This is a genomic window from Streptomyces sp. LBL, from assembly GCF_029893585.1.
Lineage (GTDB): Bacteria > Actinomycetota > Actinomycetes > Streptomycetales > Streptomycetaceae > Streptomyces.
The window spans coordinates 1-20294 of the sequence record NZ_JARXYX010000028.1; the positions used below are offsets into that span (position 1 = coordinate 1).

Here is a 20294-nt window from a genome sequence, read left to right on the forward strand (position 1 = left end):
CCGCGGCGCGCGCCCCAGCCGCGCGCCCCCCCACCCCGGGCGCCCGCCGGGTCCCCCCCGCCCCCCCCCCGCCCCCGCCCGCCCCCCCCCGCCCCCCCCCCCCCGGGGGGGGGGGGCCCCGGCGCCGTCCCGGGGGTCATAGGGAAAACCCTTGATTTGCCCGGGGGAGCCCTCATGGGCAGCCGGTCCCCACTACCCTTCTCCCCGAGTGGCCCGTCCGCCGCCCGTGAGGCATGAGCTCGAAGATCCGCCGCGCGTCCTCGGCGCGTGTGCTCTTCCTCACGGCAGCCGTACGGCAGCCGTACGGCAGTCGGACGGAAGCCTCGCGGAAGCCGTACGGAAGAACGGCTCCGTCGCGACGGCGTGCTGACGGTGTGTCACCCAGCGCCGCCGCCCGCGCGTTCTCACGTGCGGGCCCGCCGGAGGGATCCAGCACGGCGGCCCGTTATGCGCAACACATTTTCCGCCCCTGCACGTCCGGAATGCGGACACTCGCTCCCGATAGATGTGTAACAAGTCCGTTTCGCAGGGATCTTTCGGCAAACCGTTTGTCCGGATTTTGGAAGATGTAGGCGACAGGTGTGATCGAACCGAGACCTTAGGAATGTGGTTCGGTCATGGCGCATGGCAGATAGTTAGGCGCGTAGAGCTCGGATCAACGAGTCACGCGCTGCACACTGCGCCGACTCACGAGCGCGGGGGCATCTGACTTTCTCCGGCACCGACGAGGCGACGGATGCGTGTCATGTGCTCCCCCATGCGGTGAACCAATGGACTCATGAGGAGGAACCCATGCGCGGTGCCAAGAGCGCCAAGTGGGTGGCCATAGCTGCAGTTGTGGCACTCGGTGCGACAGCCTGTGGTGGCGGGGGCGACAGCGGCTCGGGCAGCAACGATGGCATCGTCTCGATGGAGATCGGTGAGCCGCAGAACAGCCTGATCCCGAGCAACACGTACGAGACCGAGGGCGGCCAGGTCATCCACGCCCTGTTCACGGGCCTGACCAAGCTGGACGCCGACAACAAGGTCGTCAACGACCTGGCGTCGTCGGTCGAGTCCAAGGACAACAAGGTCTGGACGATCAAGCTGAAGGACGGCTACACCTTCCACAACGGTGAGAAGGTCACGGCCCAGTCCTTCGTCGACGCCTGGAACTACGGCGCCGACCAGACCAACGCCCAGCAGACCAACCCGCTCTTCAACCACATCCAGGGCTGGAGCGACCTGAACCCCGGCGAGGGCAAGAAGGTCACCGCCAAGGGCATGTCCGGCCTGAAGGCCGTCGACGCCTCGACCCTGCAGGTCACGCTGACCGGCGCGTTCTCCGCGTTCCCGACGCAGCTGTCCTTCTACGGGTTCGCCCCGCTGCCCAAGGTCTTCTTCAAGGACCCCAAGGGGTTCGGTGAGAAGCCGATCGGCAACGGCCCGTTCGAGATGAACGGCACGTTCAAGCACAACGAGTCGATCAGCCTGAAGAAGTACGACAAGTACCCCGAGGCTTCGAAGATCGAGGTCAAGGGCGTCAACTTCAAGATCTACTCGAACCAGGACACCGCCTACAAGGACCTGGTCGCCGGCAACCTCGACCTCGACATCACCGTCCCGAACTCGGGTCTGCCGACGTACAAGAAGGACCTGCCGAACCGCACGATCGACGAGTCGGACTCGGGCGTCGGGTACATCGGTTTCCCGATCAAGTACAACAAGGCGTTCCAGGACAAGGACCTGCGCAAGGCCATCTCGATGTCGATCGACCGGAAGGCGATCGCCGACAAGATCTTCCTCGGTGCGCGGATGCCCGCCGACGACTTCATCAGCCCGATCATCGACGGCTACCGCAAGGGCGCCTGCGGCGACGCGTGCACCCTCAACCCGACCAAGGCCAAGCAGCTCTACAAGAAGAGCGGCGGCCTGCCGGGCAACAGGCTGGAGATCGGCTACAACGCCGACGGCGACCACAAGGCCTGGGTCGAGGCCGCCGCCAACCAGATCCAGCAGAACCTGGGCATCAAGGTCACGGCGAAGCCGTTCGAGCAGTTCCAGGGCATCCTGAACGACCTGGACGCGAAGAAGTACAGCGGCGCCTTCCGTATGGGCTGGAACATGGACTACCCGGACATGGAGAACTACCTCCGTCCGATCTTCTCCAAGGACGCGATCACGTCCGGCTCGAACTACGCCGGTTACGTCAACCCGGACTTCGAGAAGCTCATCGTCGAGGGCGACCACGCCCCGTCGCACGAGGCCGCCATCAAGAAGTACCAGGAAGCCGACGACGTCATCCTCGACGAGATGCCGTACGTTCCGGTGTACTTCTACAAGACGAACGGTGGCTTCAGCGACAAGATCAAGTCGGTGAAGATCGCCGGCCACCAGATCCTGTGGGACTCGGTCAAGCTCAGCTGAACCAGTTCTGAGTAGTTCCCCGCACAGGGCACGGACAACGGGTGAGCAGGGGGAGACGGGTATCTCTCCCTGCTCGCCCCGTCTGTCGTCTCCCGTCCCGCCAGCGCCGCCCGCCTGGTCACGGACGGGCTCAGCACCCCCTCTGGAGTACCCATGGGCCGATTTGTCGCGCGCCGCGTCTTGCAGGCGATCCCTGTACTGATAGGCGTCACGTTCATCATCTTCTGTCTGGTGTTCGCTCTGCCCGGCGACCCCATCCAGGCACTGGCCGGCGAGAAGCGAGCCGACCCCAACATCGCGGCGATGCTGCGTGCGCAGTACCACCTCAACGACCCGCTGTACCAGCAGTACTGGCACTACATCACCGGTGTCCTCACCGGTGACCTGGGTGAGACGTACAACGGGCGTGCCATCTCCGAGCTGGTCTCCCAGAGATTCCCCGTCACGCTGAAGCTGGCGCTGACGGCGTTCGGCATCGAGGCCGGCATCGGTATCCTCGCGGGCATCTTCTCGGCGTTGAAGAGGGGTAAGTTCCTCGACAACGTGGTGCTGGTCTCCACGCTGGTGCTGATCTCCGTCCCGGTCTTCGTGCTCGGCAGCGTGCTCCAGCTGGAGTTCGGCGTCAATCTGAAGATCACGCCGGTCGCCGGCATCGAGCAGGGCTGGCCGCAGAGCTTCATCCTCCCGTCCGTCGTGCTCGCCTCGACCTCCATGGCCTACATCGCGCGGCTCACCCGGTCGAGCATGACGGAGTCGGTCCGCGCCGACTACGTCCGGACGGCGATCGCCAAGGGACTGCCGCGGCGCCGGGTCATCGGCGTCCACGCGCTGCGCAACTCCCTGATCCCGGTGGTCACCTTCCTGGGCTTCGACCTCGGCGCTCTCATGGGCGGCGCCATCATCACCGAACGGGTCTTCAACCTGCCCGGTATCGGCGGGCAGTTGGCCCAGTCCGTGTATCTGCGCGAGCGGCCCGTCGTGGTCGGTCTGGTGACCCTGCTCGTCCTGATCTACCTGGTCGCCAACCTCCTCGTAGACCTGCTGTACGCCGTGCTCGACCCGAGGATCCGTTATGAGTGACAAGACGATAGAGAAGCCGTCCGTCGTCGGCGCGGACGTGATGACCAAGGAGCTGGAGGAAGAGGAGAAGACCGCCGCACGGCAGGCCAGCCTCCTCAAGGACGGCTGGATCGACCTGCGCAAGCGGCCGATGTTCCTCCTCACCGCCCTGATCATCCTGTGCCTGCTCGCACTGGCGATCGCACCGAGCCTGTTCACCTCGCGCTCGCCGTTCTCGGACGGCTTCTGCCAGCTGGACAACTCCATGGAGGGCCCCGTTTCGGGGCACCTGTTCGGCTACGACGTCCAGGGCTGCGACATCTACACGCGGACGGTGTTCGCCACCCGCAACTCCATCGTCGTCGGTGTGGTCACCACGCTGGCCACCACGCTCGTCGGCTGTCTGCTCGGCATGCTGGCCGGTCTGCAGGGCGGCTGGCTGGACACGATCCTCTCCCGGATCACCGAGGTCTTCTCCGCGCTGCCCATCCTCATCGGCGGCCTGCTGATCATGTCGATCTGGCAGACCGGCAACGTGTGGACCGTGTCGCTCGTGTTGACGATCCTCGGCTGGCCGCAGGTCTACCGCATCATGCGCGGCGAGGTCATCTCCAACAAGTACAACGACTACGTGATGGCGGCCAAGGCGCTGGGAGCCGACTCCTGGCGGGTCGCGTTCCGGCACATCCTGCCGAACACGCTCGCCCCCGTCATCGTCATCTGCACCATGAACCTCGGCGTCTACATCGCCGCCGAGGCCGCCCTGTCCTACCTCGGCATCGGCATCCAGTCCCCGAACATCTCCTGGGGCCTGATGATCAGCGACGCCCAGGACAGGTTCCTGACCTCTCCGCACGCGCTGCTGTTCCCGGCCGGAGCGCTGAGCATCACCGTGCTCGCGTTCATCATGCTCGGCGACGTGGTACGCGACGCCTTCGACCCCAAGATGCGCTGAGGGAGGCGTACCACTATGACCATCATCGATCCCACGGACGCCGTTCCGGCTCCGCGCGAGGCCGAGGGCGACCAGCCCGGCCCGCTCCTCGACGTACGAGACCTGCACGTCGAGTTCCACACCCGGGAGGGCGTGGTCCGCGCCGTCAACGGCGTCAACTACTCGGTGAACTCCGGCGAGACCCTCGCCGTGCTGGGCGAGTCCGGCTCCGGCAAGTCCGTGACCGCCCAGGCGATCATGGGCATCCTCGACATGCCACCGGCCCGCATTCCGCAGGGCGAAATCCTCTTCCACGGCCGGGACATGCTCACCATGTCCGAGGAGGAGCGGCGCCGACTGCGCGGTGCGCGCATCGCGATGATCTTCCAGGACGCGCTGTCCTCGCTCAATCCGGTGCTCAGTGTCGGCTTCCAGCTCGGTGAGATGTTCCGCGTCCACCGAGGGGCGTCACGCAAGGAGGCCAAGGCCAAGGCCATCGAGCTGATGGACCGGGTGAAGATCCCGGGCGCCGCGGCCCGCGTGGGCGACTATCCGCACCAGTTCTCCGGCGGTATGCGCCAGCGCATCATGATCGCCATGGCGCTCGCCCTGGAACCGGACCTCATCATCGCCGACGAGCCGACCACGGCCCTCGACGTGACAGTCCAGGCGCAGGTGATGGACCTGCTCGCGGAACTGCAGCGCGAGTACCAGATGGGTCTCATCCTCATCACCCACGACCTGGGCGTCGTCGCGGACGTCGCCGACAAGATCGCGGTCATGTACGCGGGCCGGATCGTGGAGACCGCGCCGGTGCACGAGCTGTACAAGCGTCCCGCGCACCCGTACACCCGCGGCCTGCTCGACTCGATCCCGCGCCTGGACCAGAAGGGCCAGGACCTCTACGCGATCAAGGGGCTGCCGCCCAACCTGCTCAAGGTGCCGCCGGGCTGCCCCTTCAACCCGCGCTGCGAGAAGGCGCAGGACATCTGCCGTACGGACCTTCCGCCGTTGTTCACGGTGACGGAGCGGGACGGAACGGAACTGCCCGGCCGCGCGAGCGCGTGCCACTTCTGGAAGGAGACGATCCATGGCTGAGCCGACCAAGGCCGCCGAGCCGCAGGACGCCATGCCGAACGTCTCCGACGTCGAGGTGGCCGACGTGCACTCGGAGGAGGAAGCGGTCGCCGCCCTCGACGCGCCCGTCGAGCGGGGCGAGCCGATCCTTCAGGTGCGCAACCTCGTCAAGCACTTCCCCCTGACCCAGGGGATCGTCATCAGGCGTCAGGTCGGCGCCGTGAAAGCGGTCGACGGCGTCTCCTTCGACCTGTACCAGGGCGAGACCCTGGGCATCGTGGGCGAGTCCGGCTGCGGCAAGTCGACGGTCGCGAAGCTCCTGATGAACCTGGAGAAGGCGACGGCCGGCGAGGTCTTCTACAAGGGCCAGGACATCACCAGGCTGTCCGGCAAGGCCCTGAAGGCGGTCCGCCGGAACATCCAGATGATCTTCCAGGACCCGTACACCTCGCTCAACCCGCGTATGACGGTCGGCGACATCGTCGGGGAGCCCTTCGACATCCACCCGGAGGTGGCGCCGAAGGGTGACCGCCGCCGCAAGGTGCAGGAACTCCTCGACGTCGTCGGTCTCAACCCCGAGTACATCAACCGGTACCCGCACCAGTTCTCCGGCGGTCAGCGCCAGCGCATCGGCATCGCCCGCGGCCTGGCGCTCAACCCGGAGATCATCATCTGCGACGAGCCGGTGTCGGCGCTGGACGTGTCCGTCCAGGCGCAGGTCATCAACCTGATGGAGGGACTGCAGGACGAGTTCAACCTCTCCTACATCTTCATCGCGCACGACCTGTCGATCGTCCGGCACATCTCGGACCGGGTCGGGGTCATGTACCTCGGCAAGATCGCGGAGATCGGCAGCGACGAGCAGATCTACGACCACCCGACGCACCCCTACACCCAGGCGCTGCTGTCGGCGGTCCCGGTGCCCGACCCGGAGGCCCGTGAGGGCCGCGAACGGATCATCCTCACCGGCGACGTCCCGTCCCCGGCCAACCCGCCCTCCGGGTGCCGCTTCCGCACCCGTTGCTGGAAGGCCCAGGACAAGTGCGCCGAGGAGGAGCCGCTGCTGGCGATCCCGGAGCGCTTCAAGGGCGCGGACACTCCGGCGGCCCACGAGTCGGCGTGCCACTTCGCCGAGGAGAAGGACGTCGTCCACGCGGCCTGAGCGTGAGGACGTAGAGCCACACGCGGTGCGGGGTGCCGGGAGCCGAGGGCTCCTGGCACCCCGTATGTCGTTCGGCGGCAAATCCCTGATCCAGGACCACTTCCGGCCCAACCCCGCGCTGGTCGAACAGCTGCGTGCCGACGGCAAGACCGCGTACGCGGACGCCGTGGAGGAGGTCGCCGAACTGGCCCGCCGTGGGCACATCACCTACCTCGACCAGCACGGCCCCTACGGCAACGGCACCCCGGTGCTGAACGCGGCCCGCAACGTCGGCGACGAACCGATGCTCGTCCTGTGGCCGGACGACGTCTTCGTGGCCGAGGTGCCCCCTGCCCAGCAGCTGATCCACGCGTACGAGGCGACCAACTGTCCGGTCCTGGCCGTGCTGCCCATGGACCCCGGCGACTCCCAGCGCTACGGCGTGCCCGTGGGCGTGGAGGAACGCCGTGGCCCCGGCAAGTGCGTCTGGGCGGCCTTCCACCACGGCACGGTGCCGACATGCTGACGCCCGCCAATACCGAGGCGTTCACGCTGACCGCCGCCCCGCCACCTGCGCCCCGGCGCCCGGCCTGTACCGCGCGGTGTCTCTCGCGTACCGATTCGCGACTCCCGTCGACAGATGTCACTCTGAGAGAGATGACCTCTTCACCGGTCCACGGCCGCGCCCGGCCGGGATCGTTCGAAGAGCGACAGCGAACATGTCATAACGGCCCCACGGCACAGTGCGCGCTCATCGAAACACGCGGGGACCGTTCTGTTCGGCGATCAGCTGAGACATGTATCGGTTGCTTCCCTGAACGTGGTATCCGGTGACAGTGGTTCGGCGTGACGCGCCGACTCCAGGCCTCGCGGCGGGAAGCGCCCGCACGACAACTGGAGTTCACATGGCTCGATATGACGACCTCTATGTGCTGGAGACCGCGACCGAACCACGGCCAGTCGAGCAACCGTCAGTCGCGCGACGGCCGAACGGGGAGAAGTCGCCCGGGCGGACGATCCACCGGTACGGACGGCTCAACATCGTCTCCGAGGTGGACCACGAATCGCCCACGGCCGTACCGAAGGCGTCGGATTTCGAGGAGGCCAGAAACAGCCTGAAGGACATCGAGCGTCTCGGGCTCGCAGCCCTCCGCCTGCTGCAGTCGGAGGGCTTCATCGCCGCCAGGACCGACCGGCCGAGGGCCGGCGAGCGCTGGGACATGCCCGGCTGCACCACCGTGGTCCCCACCCCCACCTCGGCCACGCATCGGGCGGCGGCGCTCGCCCCGCCGACGAGCGCCTATCTCGAAGGCAGTGTCGCGGTCGGGATCATCATCGTCCAGGGCCCCACTGCCGCACTGCAGTTCACCGACGACGAGCGGACGACGGTCGTCGCGGAGGTCCAGAACGGGCTCGGGTCACTGGCGAGCGCCAAACCGCTTGCCGGAGTCAGCTTCCGCTACGACATCCAGACCGTCACGCTGCCGACCCAGCCCGACCCCACTTCATGATCAAGTCACCGTGGATCCGCAGTGTCAGACGCGCCCTCCTCGCGGCCGGTGCCACCACCGCGCTCGCCGTCGGCCTGCTCACCGCCACGGCCACCACCTCGCAGGCCGCCACCCAGGGGCCGTGCGACATCTACGCAGCGGGCGGCACCCCCTGCGTCGCCGCACACAGCACCACTCGCGCCCTGTACGCGGCGTACAACGGCCCGCTGTACCAGATCAGGCGCGCCTCCGACAACACCACCCTGAACATCGGCGTGCTCAGCGCGGCCGGATACGCCAACGCCGCCGCGCAGGACACCTTCTGCGCCAACACCAGCTGCGTCATCACCGTCATCTACGACCAGTCCGGCAAGGGCAACAACCTCACCCAGGCACCCGCGGGCGGAGCCGCCAGCGGGCCGGACAACCTCGCCAACGCCTTTGAGGCGCCGGTCACCGTCGGCGGGCACGAGGCGTACGGCGTCTACGTCGCCCCCGGCACCGGCTACCGCAACGACAACACCAACGGCATCACGACCGGCGACCAGCCCGAGGGCATGTACGCCATCTTCGACGGCACGCACTTCAACGGCGGCTGCTGCTTCGACTACGGCAACGCCGAGACCAACGACCACGACACCGGCAACGGCCACATGGAGGCCATCTACTTCGGAAACAACACGGGCTGGGGCTCCGGCAGCGGCAACGGCCCCTGGATCATGGCCGACCTGGAGAACGGCCTGTTCTCCGGCGTGAACCAGCACTTCAACGCAGGCGACCCCACCGTCACCAACCGGTTCCTGACGGCCATCGTCAAGGGCGGCCCGAACCAGTGGGCCATCCGCGGCGGCGACGCGCAGTCGGGCAGCCTGTCCACCTACTACAGCGGCGTACGCCCCAACGTCCCCGGCTACAACCCGATGCACAAGGAAGGTTCGATCATCCTGGGCATCGGCGGTGACAACAGCAAGGGCGCCCAAGGCACCTTCTACGAGGGCGTCATGACCTCGGGCTACCCCTCGGACGCCACCGAGAACGCCGTCCATGCCAACATCACCGCCGCCGGCTACAACAGCGGCTCGACCAGCACCGGCTCGCTGACGCCCGGCTCCCGGATCTCCCTGCAGGCCACCACCGCCCCCTGCTGCACCACGGACTACCTCCGCCACGACGACGCCGACACCAAGGTCGTCATCTCCAACATCAACTCCTCCGGCTCGGCCACCGACAAGGCCGACGCCACCTGGATCGTCCGCGCAGGCCTGGCCAACAGCTCCTGCCTGTCCTTCGAGTCCGCCAACAACCCCGGCCAGTTCCTGCGCCACTACAACTACGAGCTCTACCTGAACACCGACAACGGCGGCGGCTCCTTCGCGCAGGACGCCACCTTCTGCCCCACCACGGGCAACAGCGGGGTCGGCCACTCCTTCCAGTCCGTCAACTACCCGACGAAGTACATCCGCCACTACAACTTCACGGCCTACATAGCCAGCAACGGCGGCTCCAACACCTGGGACTCCACGTCGTCGTGGGCCCAGGACACCAGCTGGCTCACCGCGTCTCCCTGGAGCTGACGAGCAGCCGGCCTCTCTGAGCGCCTCCAGCAGCGAGCCCGGCAGCCTTGCAGAATCGCAGGAAGGCCGTGCTCGCTTCCTTCTCGTCGTCTCGCGGGGACGCCCAGCGCGGCCTGGTCGCCCTGCACACGCCGGCATCGGGTCCCGCGGACCGGGACGCGGTCACGTACTGGCAGGACTGGCGGCCCGACTCCGCCGGCGCGGCGAACGGCCGACGTCGGGTCCGGGTGAGCGCGACCAGTCGCGGGACAGCACTTAGCCTGATCCTCAACGTCCGCCGCGGGCCTGCACCGAAATTCGCTGGTTGCGACGCTGTGGCCTGTACGAGCGGCTGGGCTGGGAGCTGATGGCTACCGTCGAGCAGCAGTGGAGCCCGCGGCAGACAGTGGCCATCCGCTGTTACACGGCCCCGTCGTGACGTGGCCGGTCACAGCCATGAGCTGATGGCTGTGACAAGGGTGATGGTGATGGCCTCGCAGCGGACCTGTCCCAGTGGCACGCCACCTGCGCCTGCGCGCCCCCGCCCAGCACCCCGGGATCCTCCCCCCGGCACGCTCCCGCGACCCCCGCCCGTTCCGCTTCCCCGCTCGCCAGTACCTGGCAGCGGGCGTGGAAGCGGCAGCCGGAGGGGATGCGGGACGGGTCCGGGGGCTCGCCGGTGAGGACGACGGGTTCCCCGGGGGCCTCCGGGAGGACCGACAACAGGGCCTGGGTGTACGGGTGTCGGGGAGCGGTCAGGACCTGCTCCACGTCCCCCGTCTCCACGATCCGGCCCAGGTACATCACCGCCACGCGGTCGGCGATGTTCCACGCCAGTCCCAGGTCGTGGGTCACCACCAGCGCGGACAGGCCCAGTTCGGCGCGCAGACGCAGGAGCAGGGCGAGGATCTCGCCACGTACGGAGGCGTCCAGGGAGGCCACCGGCTCGTCGGCGACGAGGAGTTCGGGTTCGAGGACCAGCGCGCCGGCGATGACGACCCGCTGGCGCTGGCCGCCGGACAGCTCGTGCGGGTAGCGCAGGAAGAAACGCTCGGGGGGACGCAGGCCCGCCCGGGACAGGGCTCCGGCCACCGCTGCCGGTTCGTCGCCGCCGTACCCGTGGATCCGCAGGCCCTCGGCCACCGCGTCGTACACCGTGTGCCGGGGGTTGAGGGAGCCGGTCGGGTCCTGGAGGACCAGTTGGACGCGTTTGCGGTACGCCTTCAGGGACCGGGAGGAGTACTCCAGCGGCTGCCCGCCGAAGCTGACGCGGCCCTCCGTCGGCCGGACCAGGCCCAGCAGGGCGCGGGCCAGTGTCGTCTTCCCGCAGCCGGACTCGCCGACCAGGGCGACGATCTCCCCGGCCCGGACGTCGAGTTCGACGCCGTCCACCGCCCGGGCCGGCGGGTCGCCGTGCCGGCCGGAGTAGGTGACGTGCAGGCCTTCGGCGGTCAACAGGGGCCGTTGTGCCGGTGGAGCTGTGGAGGTCAATGTCGTCATGTGCTGCTCCTCGCGTCCTCGGCCGTGGTCGCAGGCCCCGGCTCCGGCTCCGGTCCCGGTCTCGGTCCCGGCTCCGGTCCCGGTCCCGGTCTCGGTCCCGGCTCCGGCTCCGGTCCCGGTCTCGGTCCCGGCTCCGGTCCCGGCTCCGGTCCCGGCCCCGGCTCCGGTGCCGGCACCGCCGCTCCCACGTGCACGCAGGCCGCCCTTCGCCCCGCTCCCGCCTCCCGCAGCTCCTGGTCGTCCACGGCACACGAGGCCGGCGCGACCGGGCAGCGTGGGTGGAAGGTGCAGCCGGAGGGGAGTGCGGCCGGGTCGGGCGGGTCGCCGGGCAGGCCGCGCGGGGCGAACCTGGAGGCGGGGTCGCCGATGCGCGGGAACGCGGCCGACAGGGCCTTGGCGTAGGGGTGTCGGGCGTCCTCGTAGATCTTCCGGGCGGGGCCCTCCTCGACCACCCGGCCCGCGTACATCACCGCGAGCCGGTCGCAGGTGTCGGCGAGGACCGCCAGATCGTGGCTGATCATGATCAGGCCCAGGTCCTGTTCGGCGACCAGTTCTTCGATCAGCCGCAGGATCTGGGCCTGGATCATCACGTCCAGGGCGGTGGTCGGTTCGTCGGCGATGATGAGGCGTGGTGCGCAGGCCAGCGCCATGGCGATCATGACGCGTTGGCGCTGTCCGCCGGAGAGTTCGTGCGGGTACGCCGACGCCCGCGCCGCCGGCAGGCCCACCTGCTCCAGGAGCTCCCCGGCCAGCTTCTTCGCCGCCGCCGGGGTGGCCCTGCGGTGCAGCAGGATCGGCTCGGCGATCTGGTCGCCGACGCGGTGTACGGGGTTCAGCGAGTGCATCGCCCCCTGGAAGACGATCGAGGCGCCCGCCCAGCGGACCGCCCGCACCTGTCCCCACCGCATGGTCAGCACGTCCTCGCCGTCCAGCAGCACCTCACCGGTGACCCGGGTGCCGGCCGGCAGCAGCCGCAGCAGCGCGAGCGCCAGCGTGGACTTGCCGCAGCCCGACTCGCCCGCGACACCGAGCTTCTGCCCGGCCCCGAGCGACAGGTCCACGCCCCGTACGGCCGCGGCCCCGCCCGGGTAGGTCACCTCCAGGTCCCGTACCTCCAGCAGCGTCAACGGTCCACCCCCAGCCGGGGGTTGAGCACCGACTCCACCGCACGCCCGCACAGCGTGAACGCCAGCGCGACCGCCGCGATCGCGATGCCGGGCGGCACCAGGTACCACCAGTCTCCGGAACTCACCGCACCCGCCTCCCGTGCCTCCTGGAGCAGCCCGCCCCACGACACCACCGTCGGATCGCCGAGCCCGAGGAAGGCCAGCGTGGCCTCGGCGAGGATCGCGCCGGAGATCACCAGGGTCGCCTGCGCCAGCACCAGCGGCATCACGTTGGGCAGCACATGCCGGGACATGACGTGCCAGTGCCCGCCGCCGAGCGCCCTCGCGCGTTCGATGTACGGCCGTGACTCCACCGCCAGCGTCTGCGCCCGCACCAGCCGGGCGGTCGTCGGCCAGGTGGTCACGCCGATCGCCAGGACCACGGTGCCCAGCGAGCGGGACATCACGGTGGCCAGCGCGATGGCGAGCACCAGCGTCGGCATCACCAGGAACCAGTCGGTGACCCGCATCAGCACGGTCCCGTACGCGCCCTTGAAGTGCCCGGACGTGATGCCGACCAGCGTGCCGATCGTCACCGACAGCACGGCCGCCAGCAGCCCCACCAGCAGCGAGACCCGCGCACCCCACACCAGCAGGCCCAGCAGATCGCGCCCGAACCGGTCGGTGCCCAGCGGGAACTCGCCGCTCGGGCCCTCCATCGGCTGCCCCGGCGCGTCCGTCACGCCGGCCACGCCGGAGCCGACGGTCAGCGGCGCGGTGAGCGCGGCGAGGGCGAACAGGGTGAGGGCGGCCAGGCCCACCAGCCCGGCGCGGTGGGTGCGGTACAGCGCCCAGAACCGTACGGCGGACCGCCGACGGCGCTGCCAGGCGAGCCGGCGCGGACCTGCCCCGGCGACCCGGGCCGGGGTGCCGGGCGGAGTGTCGGGCGAGGTGCCGGCGGGGGTGTCGGGCGGGGGGTCGGCCGAGGTGACGGCCAGGCCGTCGGCCGGTGTGCCCGCCGCGATGTCGGGCGGGGTCTCGGTCGGGCTGCCGTCCGGGCTTCTGTCCGGGCCCCCGCCCGGGCTGTCGGCCGGGCTGTCCGCCGGAGTGTCGGTCGTCATCGGCCCACCCGGGGGTCGAGGAACGGATAGACCAGGTCGGCCAGCGTGTTCATGATGATCACCGCCGCGGCGAAGAAGAGGAACAGGCCCTGGACCAGCGGCAGGTCCGGCACGCTCAGGGCCTGGTAGAACAGTCCGCCCAGACCCGGCCAGGAGAACACGGTCTCGACGAGGATCACGCCCGCGACCGTCCGGCCCAGGTTGACGAACACCAGCGTCACGGTCGGCAGCAGCGCGTTGGGTACCGCGTGCCGGCGCCGGACCAGGTCGTCCCGCAGGCCCTTGGCCCGCGCGGTGGTCAGATAGTCGCTGCCCATCTCGTCGAGCAGCGCCGAGCGGGTCACCAGCAGGGTCTGCCCGTACTCCACCGCGACCAGCGTGATCACCGGCAGGATCAGATGGTGGGCGACGTCGAGGACGTACCCGAAGCCCTCCTCGCCGCCCGACTCCATGCCGCCGGTGGGAAACAGTCCCGGGATCGGGCCGATGCCCACCGAGAACACGATGATGAGCAGCAGGCCCAGCCAGAACGACGGGACCGAGTAGAGGGTCAGCGCCAGACCGGTGTTCAGCCGGTCCCCGAGCCGGCCGTGGCGCCAGGCCGCGCGGGTGCCGAGGACGATACCGAGGGCGGTGTAGATGACGAAGGCCGTGCCGGTCAGCAGCAGGGTGTTCGGCAGCGCCTCGCTGATCTTGTCGACGACCGGGGCGCGGAACTGGTACGACGTGCCGAGGTCGCCGGTGAGTGCCTTGCCGCAGTAGTCGGTGAACTGCTGCCACAGAGGCAGGTCCATCCCGAACTCCCGCCGGTAGGAAGCCAGTTGCCCGGCGGACACCGGGCGGCCGCCGGTCATGGTCCTGACCGGGTCGCCCGGGATCAGTCGGAACAGGAAGAAGCCGGTGACCAGCACGGCGAGCAGCGAGACGGCGGCGCCGCCGACCTTGCCGGCGCCGTAGCGGACGTACGCGGTGGCATTGCGCACCCGCGGGGTGCGTGCCGCCGGTCCGCCACGACCCGAGATGGCGGCGGCCTTCTGGAGGCTACTCACGGTCGTCGGCGGTGGACCGGCGCCGCAGCGCGACGAACACACCGACGCCCACCAGGACCACGGCGGCCACCACGCCCCCGATGACGACACCGGTCGTGCCGGAGCCGCCGGAGGAACCGTCGGAGTCCGCCGGGACCGCCGACCACCAGCTCCAGTAGCCGTCCTGGCCGTAGATGTTGCCCGCCGCGCTCGGCATCGTCCGGATCGACTTGATCTGGTCGGTCCGGTAGGCCTCGACGGCGTTCGGGTACGCCATGACGTTCATGTACCCCAGGTCGTACAGCCGCGACTCCATCTGCCGGACGATCGTGGCCCGTTCGGCGGGGTCGTACTCGGCGAGCTGACGCGCGTACAGGTCGTCGTACGGTTTGTCGCAGAGGAAGTTGTCGGTGGCGCCGGTGTCCTTCGGGGTGGCGGGCAGGGCCGCGCAGGTGTGGATCGACAGGACGAAGTCCGGGTCGGGGTTGACGGACCAGCCGTCGAAGGCGAGGTCGTAGGTGCCCGCGAGCCAGGGATCGGTGACGTTGTCCAGGCAGTCGAGGGTGACGCCGATGCCGAGCTTGCCCCACCACTCCTGGAGGTACTGGCCGACCGCCTTGTCGTTCGGGTCGGTGGCGTGGCAGAGGACGCGGTACGTGATCGGCTTGCCGTCCTTGCCGACGCGCTTGCCGGAGCTGTTCTTCCGGTAGCCCGCCTGGTCGAGGAGCTGGGCGGCCTGCCCTGGGTCGTAGGCGAGTTCCTGGCTCGCCGAGGGCTTCCAGAAGTACTGCGAGAAGCGCGGCGGGAGGTATCCCTCGCCCTCGACGGCGTGCCCCTGGAACACCTTGTCGATGACGGCCTTGCGGTCGACCGCCCTGAACAGGGCGTGCCGTACCCGCTCGTCCAGCAGGGAGGGGTCGCCGTCGCCGAACTTCCGGCCGTTCCTCGCCTTGGCGCCCGGGTTGACGGCGAGGGCGTAGAAGCGGCGGCCGGGGGCGTCGTTGACGTGGATGTTCTTCTCGTTCTTGAGGGAGGCCGCCTGGGCGGGCGTCAGCGAGGGGGAGCCCGCGACGAAGGAGACCTCGCCCTTGCGCAGGGCGGCCACGGCGGCGTCCTGGTCCTTGTAGTAGCGGAAGACCAGCTCGTCGAACTTCGGCGCGCCCCGCCAGAAGTCCTTGTTCGCCTTGAGGCGTACGTAGCTGTCGGGCTGGTAGTCGGTGAGGACGAACGGGCCGTTCCCGACGACGGGGAAGCTCTTGTCGTTGGTGAACTTCGAGAAGTCGCCCACCTTCTCCCAGACGTGCTTCGGCACGATCGGCACGTCGAGGGCGGTCATCGTGGCCTGCGGCTTCTTCAGCTGGATGACCAGCTGGGTCGGGCTGGGCGCGGTGACCTTGCTGAAGTTGGCGACGAAGCTGCCGTTGGTGGTCGCGGCGCCCTCGTCGGTCATCATCTTGTGGAACGTCCAGGCCGCGTCCTCGGCGGTGGCCTGCTCGCCGTCCGACCACTTGGAGTCGGAGCGGACCGTGTAGGTCCAGGTCAGCTTGTCGGCGGAGGACTGCCACTTGGTGGCCAGGCCCGGGACGGCGTGATTGTCCTTGGGGTCGTAGTTGGTCAGGTACTCGTACATCAGCCGGTGGATGCTGGTGCTGACCAGTCGCTGGGCCAGGAAGGGGCTCAGCGAGTCCACGCTCTGCGCGACCGCGACGGTCAGGACGTTCTTGCCCTCAGCCGCGGCGGCCCGCTGGGGCGCCGGGTCGAGCGGGGTGGCGAGCCCGGCCGACAGCACCAGGCTGGCCGCGCCGACCGCCGCGACGAGCCGGCCGGCCCGGGAGCGTGATCTCCTCGGGCCCGAGAGCCCCCTGCCGTGGACTTGTGTGCTCATGGTCGTGACCTCGCGTCATCGCTCGCACAGGGACGGCTTGTTGGACTGTCGGTTCGGACCGGACCGGGGGACGTCGGCGGAATGATGTGTGTGTCTATCAGCGCCGCTCCGTACCCGTCAACGGCGCGTGAACACCGTGTGGCCTGCGGAAACAAACCTGAGACGGGAACCAGCCAGCCATTGGTCCACACCTGTGAAGCTCCCCTGGTGACGGCCTGACGATGTCCCCCGCCCCTTTCTGTTCCTCGTGCCGGTCATCTGTCCCTCGTGCCGGTGACGGTTCACACTCCTGGGCGGCCGGTGACCCGTACGGCCGGTGTTCACGTGCGATATGAGTGTTCTGTGCTGATATTGACCGGTAACAGATCATTGTCCCGGCGTCGGCTGCACAGCGCACTGCACGGGCACTGCACGGGCACTCAGGAGGAGGCACTCCATGCGTGGAGCCACGCACCCGCACGCCAAGTGGGCCGCTTGCGCGGCTGCGGCAGCCCTCGCGGCGTCGGGCTGCGGAAGCGACAGCGGCAGCGGCACCGGGAGCAGCGCGGACAGCGGCGCGGTGCTCAGTGCCTCCTGGGGAGACCCGCAGAACCCGCTGGAGCCGGCCAACACCAACGAGGTGCAGGGCGGCAAGGTCCTCGACATGATCTTCCGGAATCTGAAGAGGTACGACCCGCAGACCGGCGCGGCCGAGGACATGCTCGCCCAGAAGATCGCCACCTCGGACTCGCAGAACTTCACCATCACCATCAAGAGCGGCTGGAAGTTCAGCAACGGCGAGGCGGTCACCGCGAAGTCCTTCGTCGACGCCTGGAACTACGGCGCCAGCCTGAAGAACAACCAGAAGAACGCGTACTTCTTCGGGTACATCGAGGGCTACGACAAGGTTCACCCGGGCAGCGGCACGCAGAGCGCCAACACCCTCTCCGGGCTGAAGGTCGTCAACGACAGGACCTTCACCGTCAAGCTCAACCAGAAGTTCTCGACGTTCCCGGACACCCTCGGCTACTCCGCCTTCGCCCCGCTGCCCCAGACCTTCTTCGACGACCACGCCGCCTGGGTGAGCCGGCCCGTCGGCAACGGCCCGTACACCATCGACTCGTACACCAAGGGCTCCCAGATGTCCCTGCGCGCGTGGGACGGCTACCCCGGCCCGGACAAGGCGCAGAACGGCGGGGTGGACCTGAAGGTCTACACCGACAACAACACCGCCTACACCGACCTGATGGCCGGCAACCTCGACCTCGCCGACGACATCCCCGCCGCGCAGCTCAAGAACGTCAAGAGCGACCTGGGCGGCCGGTACATCAACACCCCTGCCGGCATCATCCAGACCCTCGCCTTCCCGTTCTACGACAGCGACTGGAACAAGTCCGGCACGGTGAAGGTCCGCCAGGGCCTGTCCATGGCGATCAACCGCGACCAGATCACCGACACGATCTTCCAGAAGACCCGCACCCCCGCCACCGACTGGACCTCCCCGGTCCTCGGCAAGGACGGCGGCTTCAAGGACGGCCTGTGCGGGAGTGCCTGCGACTACAACCCCGGCCAGGCCAAGAAGCTGGTCCAGGAGGGCGGCGGGCTTCCCGGCGGCCAGGTCACGATCTCGTACAACGCGGACACCGGCTCCCACAAGGAGTGGGTCGACGCGGTCTGCAACTCCATCAACAACGCCCTCGGCAACGACAAGGCCTGCGTCGGCAACCCGGTCGGCACCTTCGCGGACTTCCGCAGCCAGATCACCCAGAAGAAGATGAACGGCCCGTTCCGGGCGGGGTGGCAGATGGACTACCCCCTCATCCAGAACTTCCTCCAGCCGCTCTACTACACCAACGCCTCCTCCAACGACGGCAAGTGGTCCAACAAGGACTTCGACCACCTCGTCGACCAGGCCAACGCCGAGAGCGACACCGCCAAGGCCGTCGGGTTCTTCCAGCAGGCCGAGGGGGTCGTCCGGGACAACATGGCGGCGATCCCGCTCTGGTACCAGAACGGCAGCGCCGGCTACTCGGACCGGCTGTCGAACGTGAAGCTCAACCCGTTCAGCGTCCCTGTCTACAACGAGATCAAGGTCGGCTGAGCCGGCATGGGGCGGTACGTCGTGCGGCGACTGCTGCAGATGATCCCTGTCTTCATCGGAGCCACCCTGCTGATCTTCCTGATGGTGAACGTGATGGGCGACCCCATCGCGGGACTGTGCGGAGACAAGCAGTGCGACCCGGCGACCACCGCCCAGTTGGAGAAGGAGTTCGGCCTCGACAAGCCGGTCTGGCAGCAGTACCTGACCTACATGGGGAACGTCTTCACCGGCGACTTCGGGACGGCGTTCAACGGCCAGAAGGTCACCGAACTGATGAGGACGGCGTTCCCGGTCACCATCCGGCTGACGATCGTGGCGATCCTCTTCGAGATCGTCATCGGCATCACGTTGGGCGTGATCACGGGCCTGCGCCGCGGACGCCCCGTCGACACCTCGGTCCTCCTCTTCACCCTCGTCGTGATCTCCGTCCCCACCTTCGTCACCGGTCTGCTGCTCCAGCTCCTGCTCGGCGTCGAGTGGGGCTGGATCAAACCGTCGGTCTCCACCGACGCCGGCTTCGGCGAGCTGATCGTGCCGGGCCTCGTGCTCGCCTCGGTCTCGCTCGCCTACGTGACCCGGCTGACGCGCACCTCCATCGCGGAGAACAAGCGGTCCGACTACGTCCGCACGGCCGTCGCCAAGGGCCTGCCCCGGCGCCGGGTCATCACCCGGCACCTGCTGCGCAACTCACTCATCCCCGTGGTCACCTTCATCGGCACGGACATCGGCGCCCTCATGGGCGGCGCGATCGTCACCGAGCGGATCTTCAACATCCACGGCGTCGGCTTCCAGCTCTACCAGGGCATCCTCCGCCAGAACACCCAGACCGTCGTCGGCTTCGTGACGGTCCTCGTCCTGGTCTTCCTCGTCGCCAACCTCCTCGTCGACCTCCTGTACGCCGTACTCGATCCGAGGATCCGCTATGCCTGAGCAGTCCTACGAGTCCTACGAGTCCGAGGGGGCCGTAGCCGCCACCGGCATGGGCGGCGCGATGGACCTCGCCACCAGCGAGGGCGAGACGCTGGAGCGGGCCCCGGGCGGCCCGGACGACGGGGGCCCGGCGGGCAAACCCCGCTCCCTCTGGTCCGACGCCTGGCGCGACCTGCGCCGCAACCCGGTCTTCGTCATCTCCGCCCTGGTGATCCTCTTCCTCGTCGTCATCTCCATCTGGCCGTCGCTGATCGCCTCCGGCAGCCCCCTCACGTGCGACCTCGCCAAGGCCCAGGAGGGCTCCCAGCCCGGTGCGCCGTTCGGCTACGACGGCCAGGGCTGCAACGTCTACACCCGCACCGTCTACGGCGCCCGTACGTCCGTCACGGTCGGCGTCTGCGCCACGCTCGGGGTGACCCTGCTGGGCTCGGTCCTCGGCGGGCTCGCCGGGTTCTTCGGCGGGCTCTCCGACTCGTTCCTGTCCCGGATCACCGACGTGTTCTTCGGGATCCCGGTCGTCCTCGGCGGTCTGGTCCTGCTGTCCGTGGTGACCAGCAACACCGTCTGGCCGGTCATCGGGTTCATGGTGCTGCTGGGCTGGCCGCAGGTCTCCCGCATCGCCCGCGGCTCCGTCATCACCGCCAAGCACAACGACTACGTGCAGGCCGCGCGGGCCCTGGGCGCCTCCCACTCCCGCATCCTCCTGCGGCACATCACGCCCAACGCCATCGCGCCGGTGATCGTCGTGGCGACCATCGCACTCGGCACGTACATCGCGCTGGAGGCGACCCTGTCGTACCTCGGCGTCGGACTGAAGCCGCCCACGGTCAGCTGGGGCATCGACATCTCCGCGGCGTCCCCGTACATCCGCCAGGCCCCCCACATGCTCCTCTGGCCGGCCGGGGCGCTCGCGCTCACCGTGCTCGCGTTCATCATGCTCGGCGACGCGGTGCGCGACGCCCTCGACCCGAAGCTGAGGTGAGT

General features: G+C 68.7%; 15 protein-coding genes and 2 pseudogenes. 12 read left to right on the forward strand and 5 right to left on the reverse strand.

All coding sequences use genetic code 11. The features are described 5' to 3' along the window. Positions 1-792: 792 nt before the first annotated feature. The 9 genes and pseudogenes from M2271_RS29440 to M2271_RS29480 form a co-directional block, all read left to right on the forward strand. Positions 793-2406: an ABC transporter substrate-binding protein gene (locus M2271_RS29440; protein WP_280890409.1), complete on the forward strand. Its 1614-nt coding sequence runs from the start codon at positions 793-795 to the stop codon at positions 2404-2406. Positions 2407-2559: 153 nt separating this feature from the next. Continuing rightward, on the forward strand, positions 2560-3486 hold the full coding sequence (locus M2271_RS29445; protein WP_280890410.1) for an ABC transporter permease: 927 nt from the start codon (positions 2560-2562) through the stop codon (positions 3484-3486). Next, the gene (locus M2271_RS29450) at positions 3479-4420 is read left to right on the forward strand and encodes an ABC transporter permease (protein WP_280890411.1); all 942 of its coding nucleotides are present in this window, start codon (positions 3479-3481) and stop codon (positions 4418-4420) included. Before M2271_RS29445 ends, M2271_RS29450 begins: the two co-directional genes overlap by 8 nt. A 15-nt stretch (positions 4421-4435) precedes the next feature. Then, positions 4436-5497, forward strand: coding sequence for an ABC transporter ATP-binding protein (locus M2271_RS29455; protein ID WP_280890412.1), 1062 nt, complete (start codon positions 4436-4438; stop codon positions 5495-5497). Next, on the forward strand, positions 5490-6638 hold the full coding sequence (locus tag M2271_RS29460; protein ID WP_280890413.1) for a dipeptide ABC transporter ATP-binding protein: 1149 nt from the start codon (positions 5490-5492) through the stop codon (positions 6636-6638). Before M2271_RS29455 ends, M2271_RS29460 begins: the two co-directional genes overlap by 8 nt. A gap of 73 nt (positions 6639-6711) precedes the next feature. Further along, positions 6712-7080: pseudogene (locus M2271_RS29465) on the forward strand (UTP--glucose-1-phosphate uridylyltransferase); the annotation flags it as partial. Positions 7081-7522: 442 nt separating this feature from the next. Then, a complete protein-coding gene (locus M2271_RS29470) occupies positions 7523-8128 on the forward strand; it encodes a hypothetical protein (protein ID WP_280890414.1) in 606 nt (201 codons plus the stop codon). Continuing rightward, the gene (locus M2271_RS29475; RefSeq protein ID WP_280890415.1) at positions 8125-9681 is read left to right on the forward strand and encodes an alpha-L-arabinofuranosidase B; all 1557 of its coding nucleotides are present in this window, start codon (positions 8125-8127) and stop codon (positions 9679-9681) included. The genes M2271_RS29470 and M2271_RS29475 overlap by 4 nt, the downstream gene beginning before the upstream one ends. Before the next feature lie 319 nt (positions 9682-10000). Beyond that, a pseudogene (locus M2271_RS29480) lies at positions 10001-10099 on the forward strand (GNAT family N-acetyltransferase); the annotation flags it as partial. On the opposite strand, the gene M2271_RS29485 reads toward M2271_RS29480, so the two are convergent. Genes M2271_RS29485 through M2271_RS29505 form a run of 5 tightly spaced genes read right to left on the reverse strand, consistent with a single transcriptional unit; the run spans position 10081 to position 16300 of the window. Further along, positions 10081-11160, reverse strand: a complete 1080-nt coding sequence (locus tag M2271_RS29485) for an ABC transporter ATP-binding protein (protein WP_280890416.1) — start codon at positions 11158-11160, stop codon at positions 10081-10083. The pseudogene M2271_RS29480 and the gene M2271_RS29485 sit on opposite strands and share 19 nt — an antisense overlap. Beyond that, a complete protein-coding gene (locus M2271_RS29490) occupies positions 11157-12287 on the reverse strand; it encodes an ABC transporter ATP-binding protein (RefSeq protein WP_280890417.1) in 1131 nt (376 codons plus the stop codon). Before M2271_RS29490 ends, M2271_RS29485 begins: the two co-directional genes overlap by 4 nt. Further along, positions 12284-13387 carry an ABC transporter permease gene (locus M2271_RS29495; RefSeq protein WP_280890418.1) on the reverse strand — a complete coding sequence of 368 codons (1104 nt, stop codon included), beginning with the start codon at positions 13385-13387 and terminating at the stop codon, positions 12284-12286. Before M2271_RS29495 ends, M2271_RS29490 begins: the two co-directional genes overlap by 4 nt. After that, positions 13384-14409 (reverse strand): ABC transporter permease, encoded by a 1026-nt coding sequence (locus M2271_RS29500; protein WP_280890528.1) that lies wholly within the window; start codon positions 14407-14409, stop codon positions 13384-13386. Before M2271_RS29500 ends, M2271_RS29495 begins: the two co-directional genes overlap by 4 nt. A gap of 19 nt (positions 14410-14428) precedes the next feature. After that, positions 14429-16300: an ABC transporter substrate-binding protein gene (locus M2271_RS29505; protein ID WP_280890419.1), complete on the reverse strand. Its 1872-nt coding sequence runs from the start codon at positions 16298-16300 to the stop codon at positions 14429-14431. Between the two features lie 436 nt (positions 16301-16736). On the opposite strand from M2271_RS29505, the gene M2271_RS29510 reads away from it, so the two are divergent. Genes M2271_RS29510 through M2271_RS29520 form a run of 3 tightly spaced genes read left to right on the forward strand, consistent with a single transcriptional unit; the run spans position 16737 to position 20292 of the window. Further along, entirely contained in the window at positions 16737-18380 is a 1644-nt protein-coding gene (locus M2271_RS29510) for an ABC transporter substrate-binding protein (protein WP_280890420.1), read from the forward strand. Between the two features lie 6 nt (positions 18381-18386). Beyond that, a complete protein-coding gene (locus tag M2271_RS29515) occupies positions 18387-19310 on the forward strand; it encodes an ABC transporter permease (protein WP_280890421.1) in 924 nt (307 codons plus the stop codon). Next, positions 19303-20292, forward strand: coding sequence for an ABC transporter permease (locus M2271_RS29520; protein ID WP_280890422.1), 990 nt, complete (start codon positions 19303-19305; stop codon positions 20290-20292). Before M2271_RS29515 ends, M2271_RS29520 begins: the two co-directional genes overlap by 8 nt. The last annotated feature ends 2 nt before the right edge of the window (positions 20293-20294 follow it).

What these genes read in the sequence shown, in the direction of transcription:
- M2271_RS29470 (WP_280890414.1), top strand. Translation starts at nt 7,523, where the DNA reads ATGGCTCGATATGACGACCTCTATGTGCTGGAGACCGCGACCGAACCA.
- M2271_RS29515 (WP_280890421.1), top strand. Translation starts at nt 18,387, where the DNA reads ATGGGGCGGTACGTCGTGCGGCGACTGCTGCAGATGATCCCTGTCTTC.
- M2271_RS29495 (WP_280890418.1), bottom strand. Translation starts at nt 13,387, where the DNA reads ATGACGACCGACACTCCGGCGGACAGCCCGGCCGACAGCCCGGGCGGG.
- M2271_RS29520 (WP_280890422.1), top strand. Translation starts at nt 19,303, where the DNA reads ATGCCTGAGCAGTCCTACGAGTCCTACGAGTCCGAGGGGGCCGTAGCC.
- M2271_RS29460 (WP_280890413.1), top strand. Translation starts at nt 5,490, where the DNA reads ATGGCTGAGCCGACCAAGGCCGCCGAGCCGCAGGACGCCATGCCGAAC.
- M2271_RS29475 (WP_280890415.1), top strand. Translation starts at nt 8,125, where the DNA reads ATGATCAAGTCACCGTGGATCCGCAGTGTCAGACGCGCCCTCCTCGCG.
- M2271_RS29510 (WP_280890420.1), top strand. Translation starts at nt 16,737, where the DNA reads ATGCGTGGAGCCACGCACCCGCACGCCAAGTGGGCCGCTTGCGCGGCT.
- M2271_RS29485 (WP_280890416.1), bottom strand. Translation starts at nt 11,160, where the DNA reads ATGACGACATTGACCTCCACAGCTCCACCGGCACAACGGCCCCTGTTG.
- M2271_RS29505 (WP_280890419.1), bottom strand. Translation starts at nt 16,300, where the DNA reads ATGAGCACACAAGTCCACGGCAGGGGGCTCTCGGGCCCGAGGAGATCA.
- M2271_RS29440 (WP_280890409.1), top strand. Translation starts at nt 793, where the DNA reads ATGCGCGGTGCCAAGAGCGCCAAGTGGGTGGCCATAGCTGCAGTTGTG.
- M2271_RS29455 (WP_280890412.1), top strand. Translation starts at nt 4,436, where the DNA reads ATGACCATCATCGATCCCACGGACGCCGTTCCGGCTCCGCGCGAGGCC.
- M2271_RS29450 (WP_280890411.1), top strand. Translation starts at nt 3,479, where the DNA reads ATGAGTGACAAGACGATAGAGAAGCCGTCCGTCGTCGGCGCGGACGTG.
- M2271_RS29445 (WP_280890410.1), top strand. Translation starts at nt 2,560, where the DNA reads ATGGGCCGATTTGTCGCGCGCCGCGTCTTGCAGGCGATCCCTGTACTG.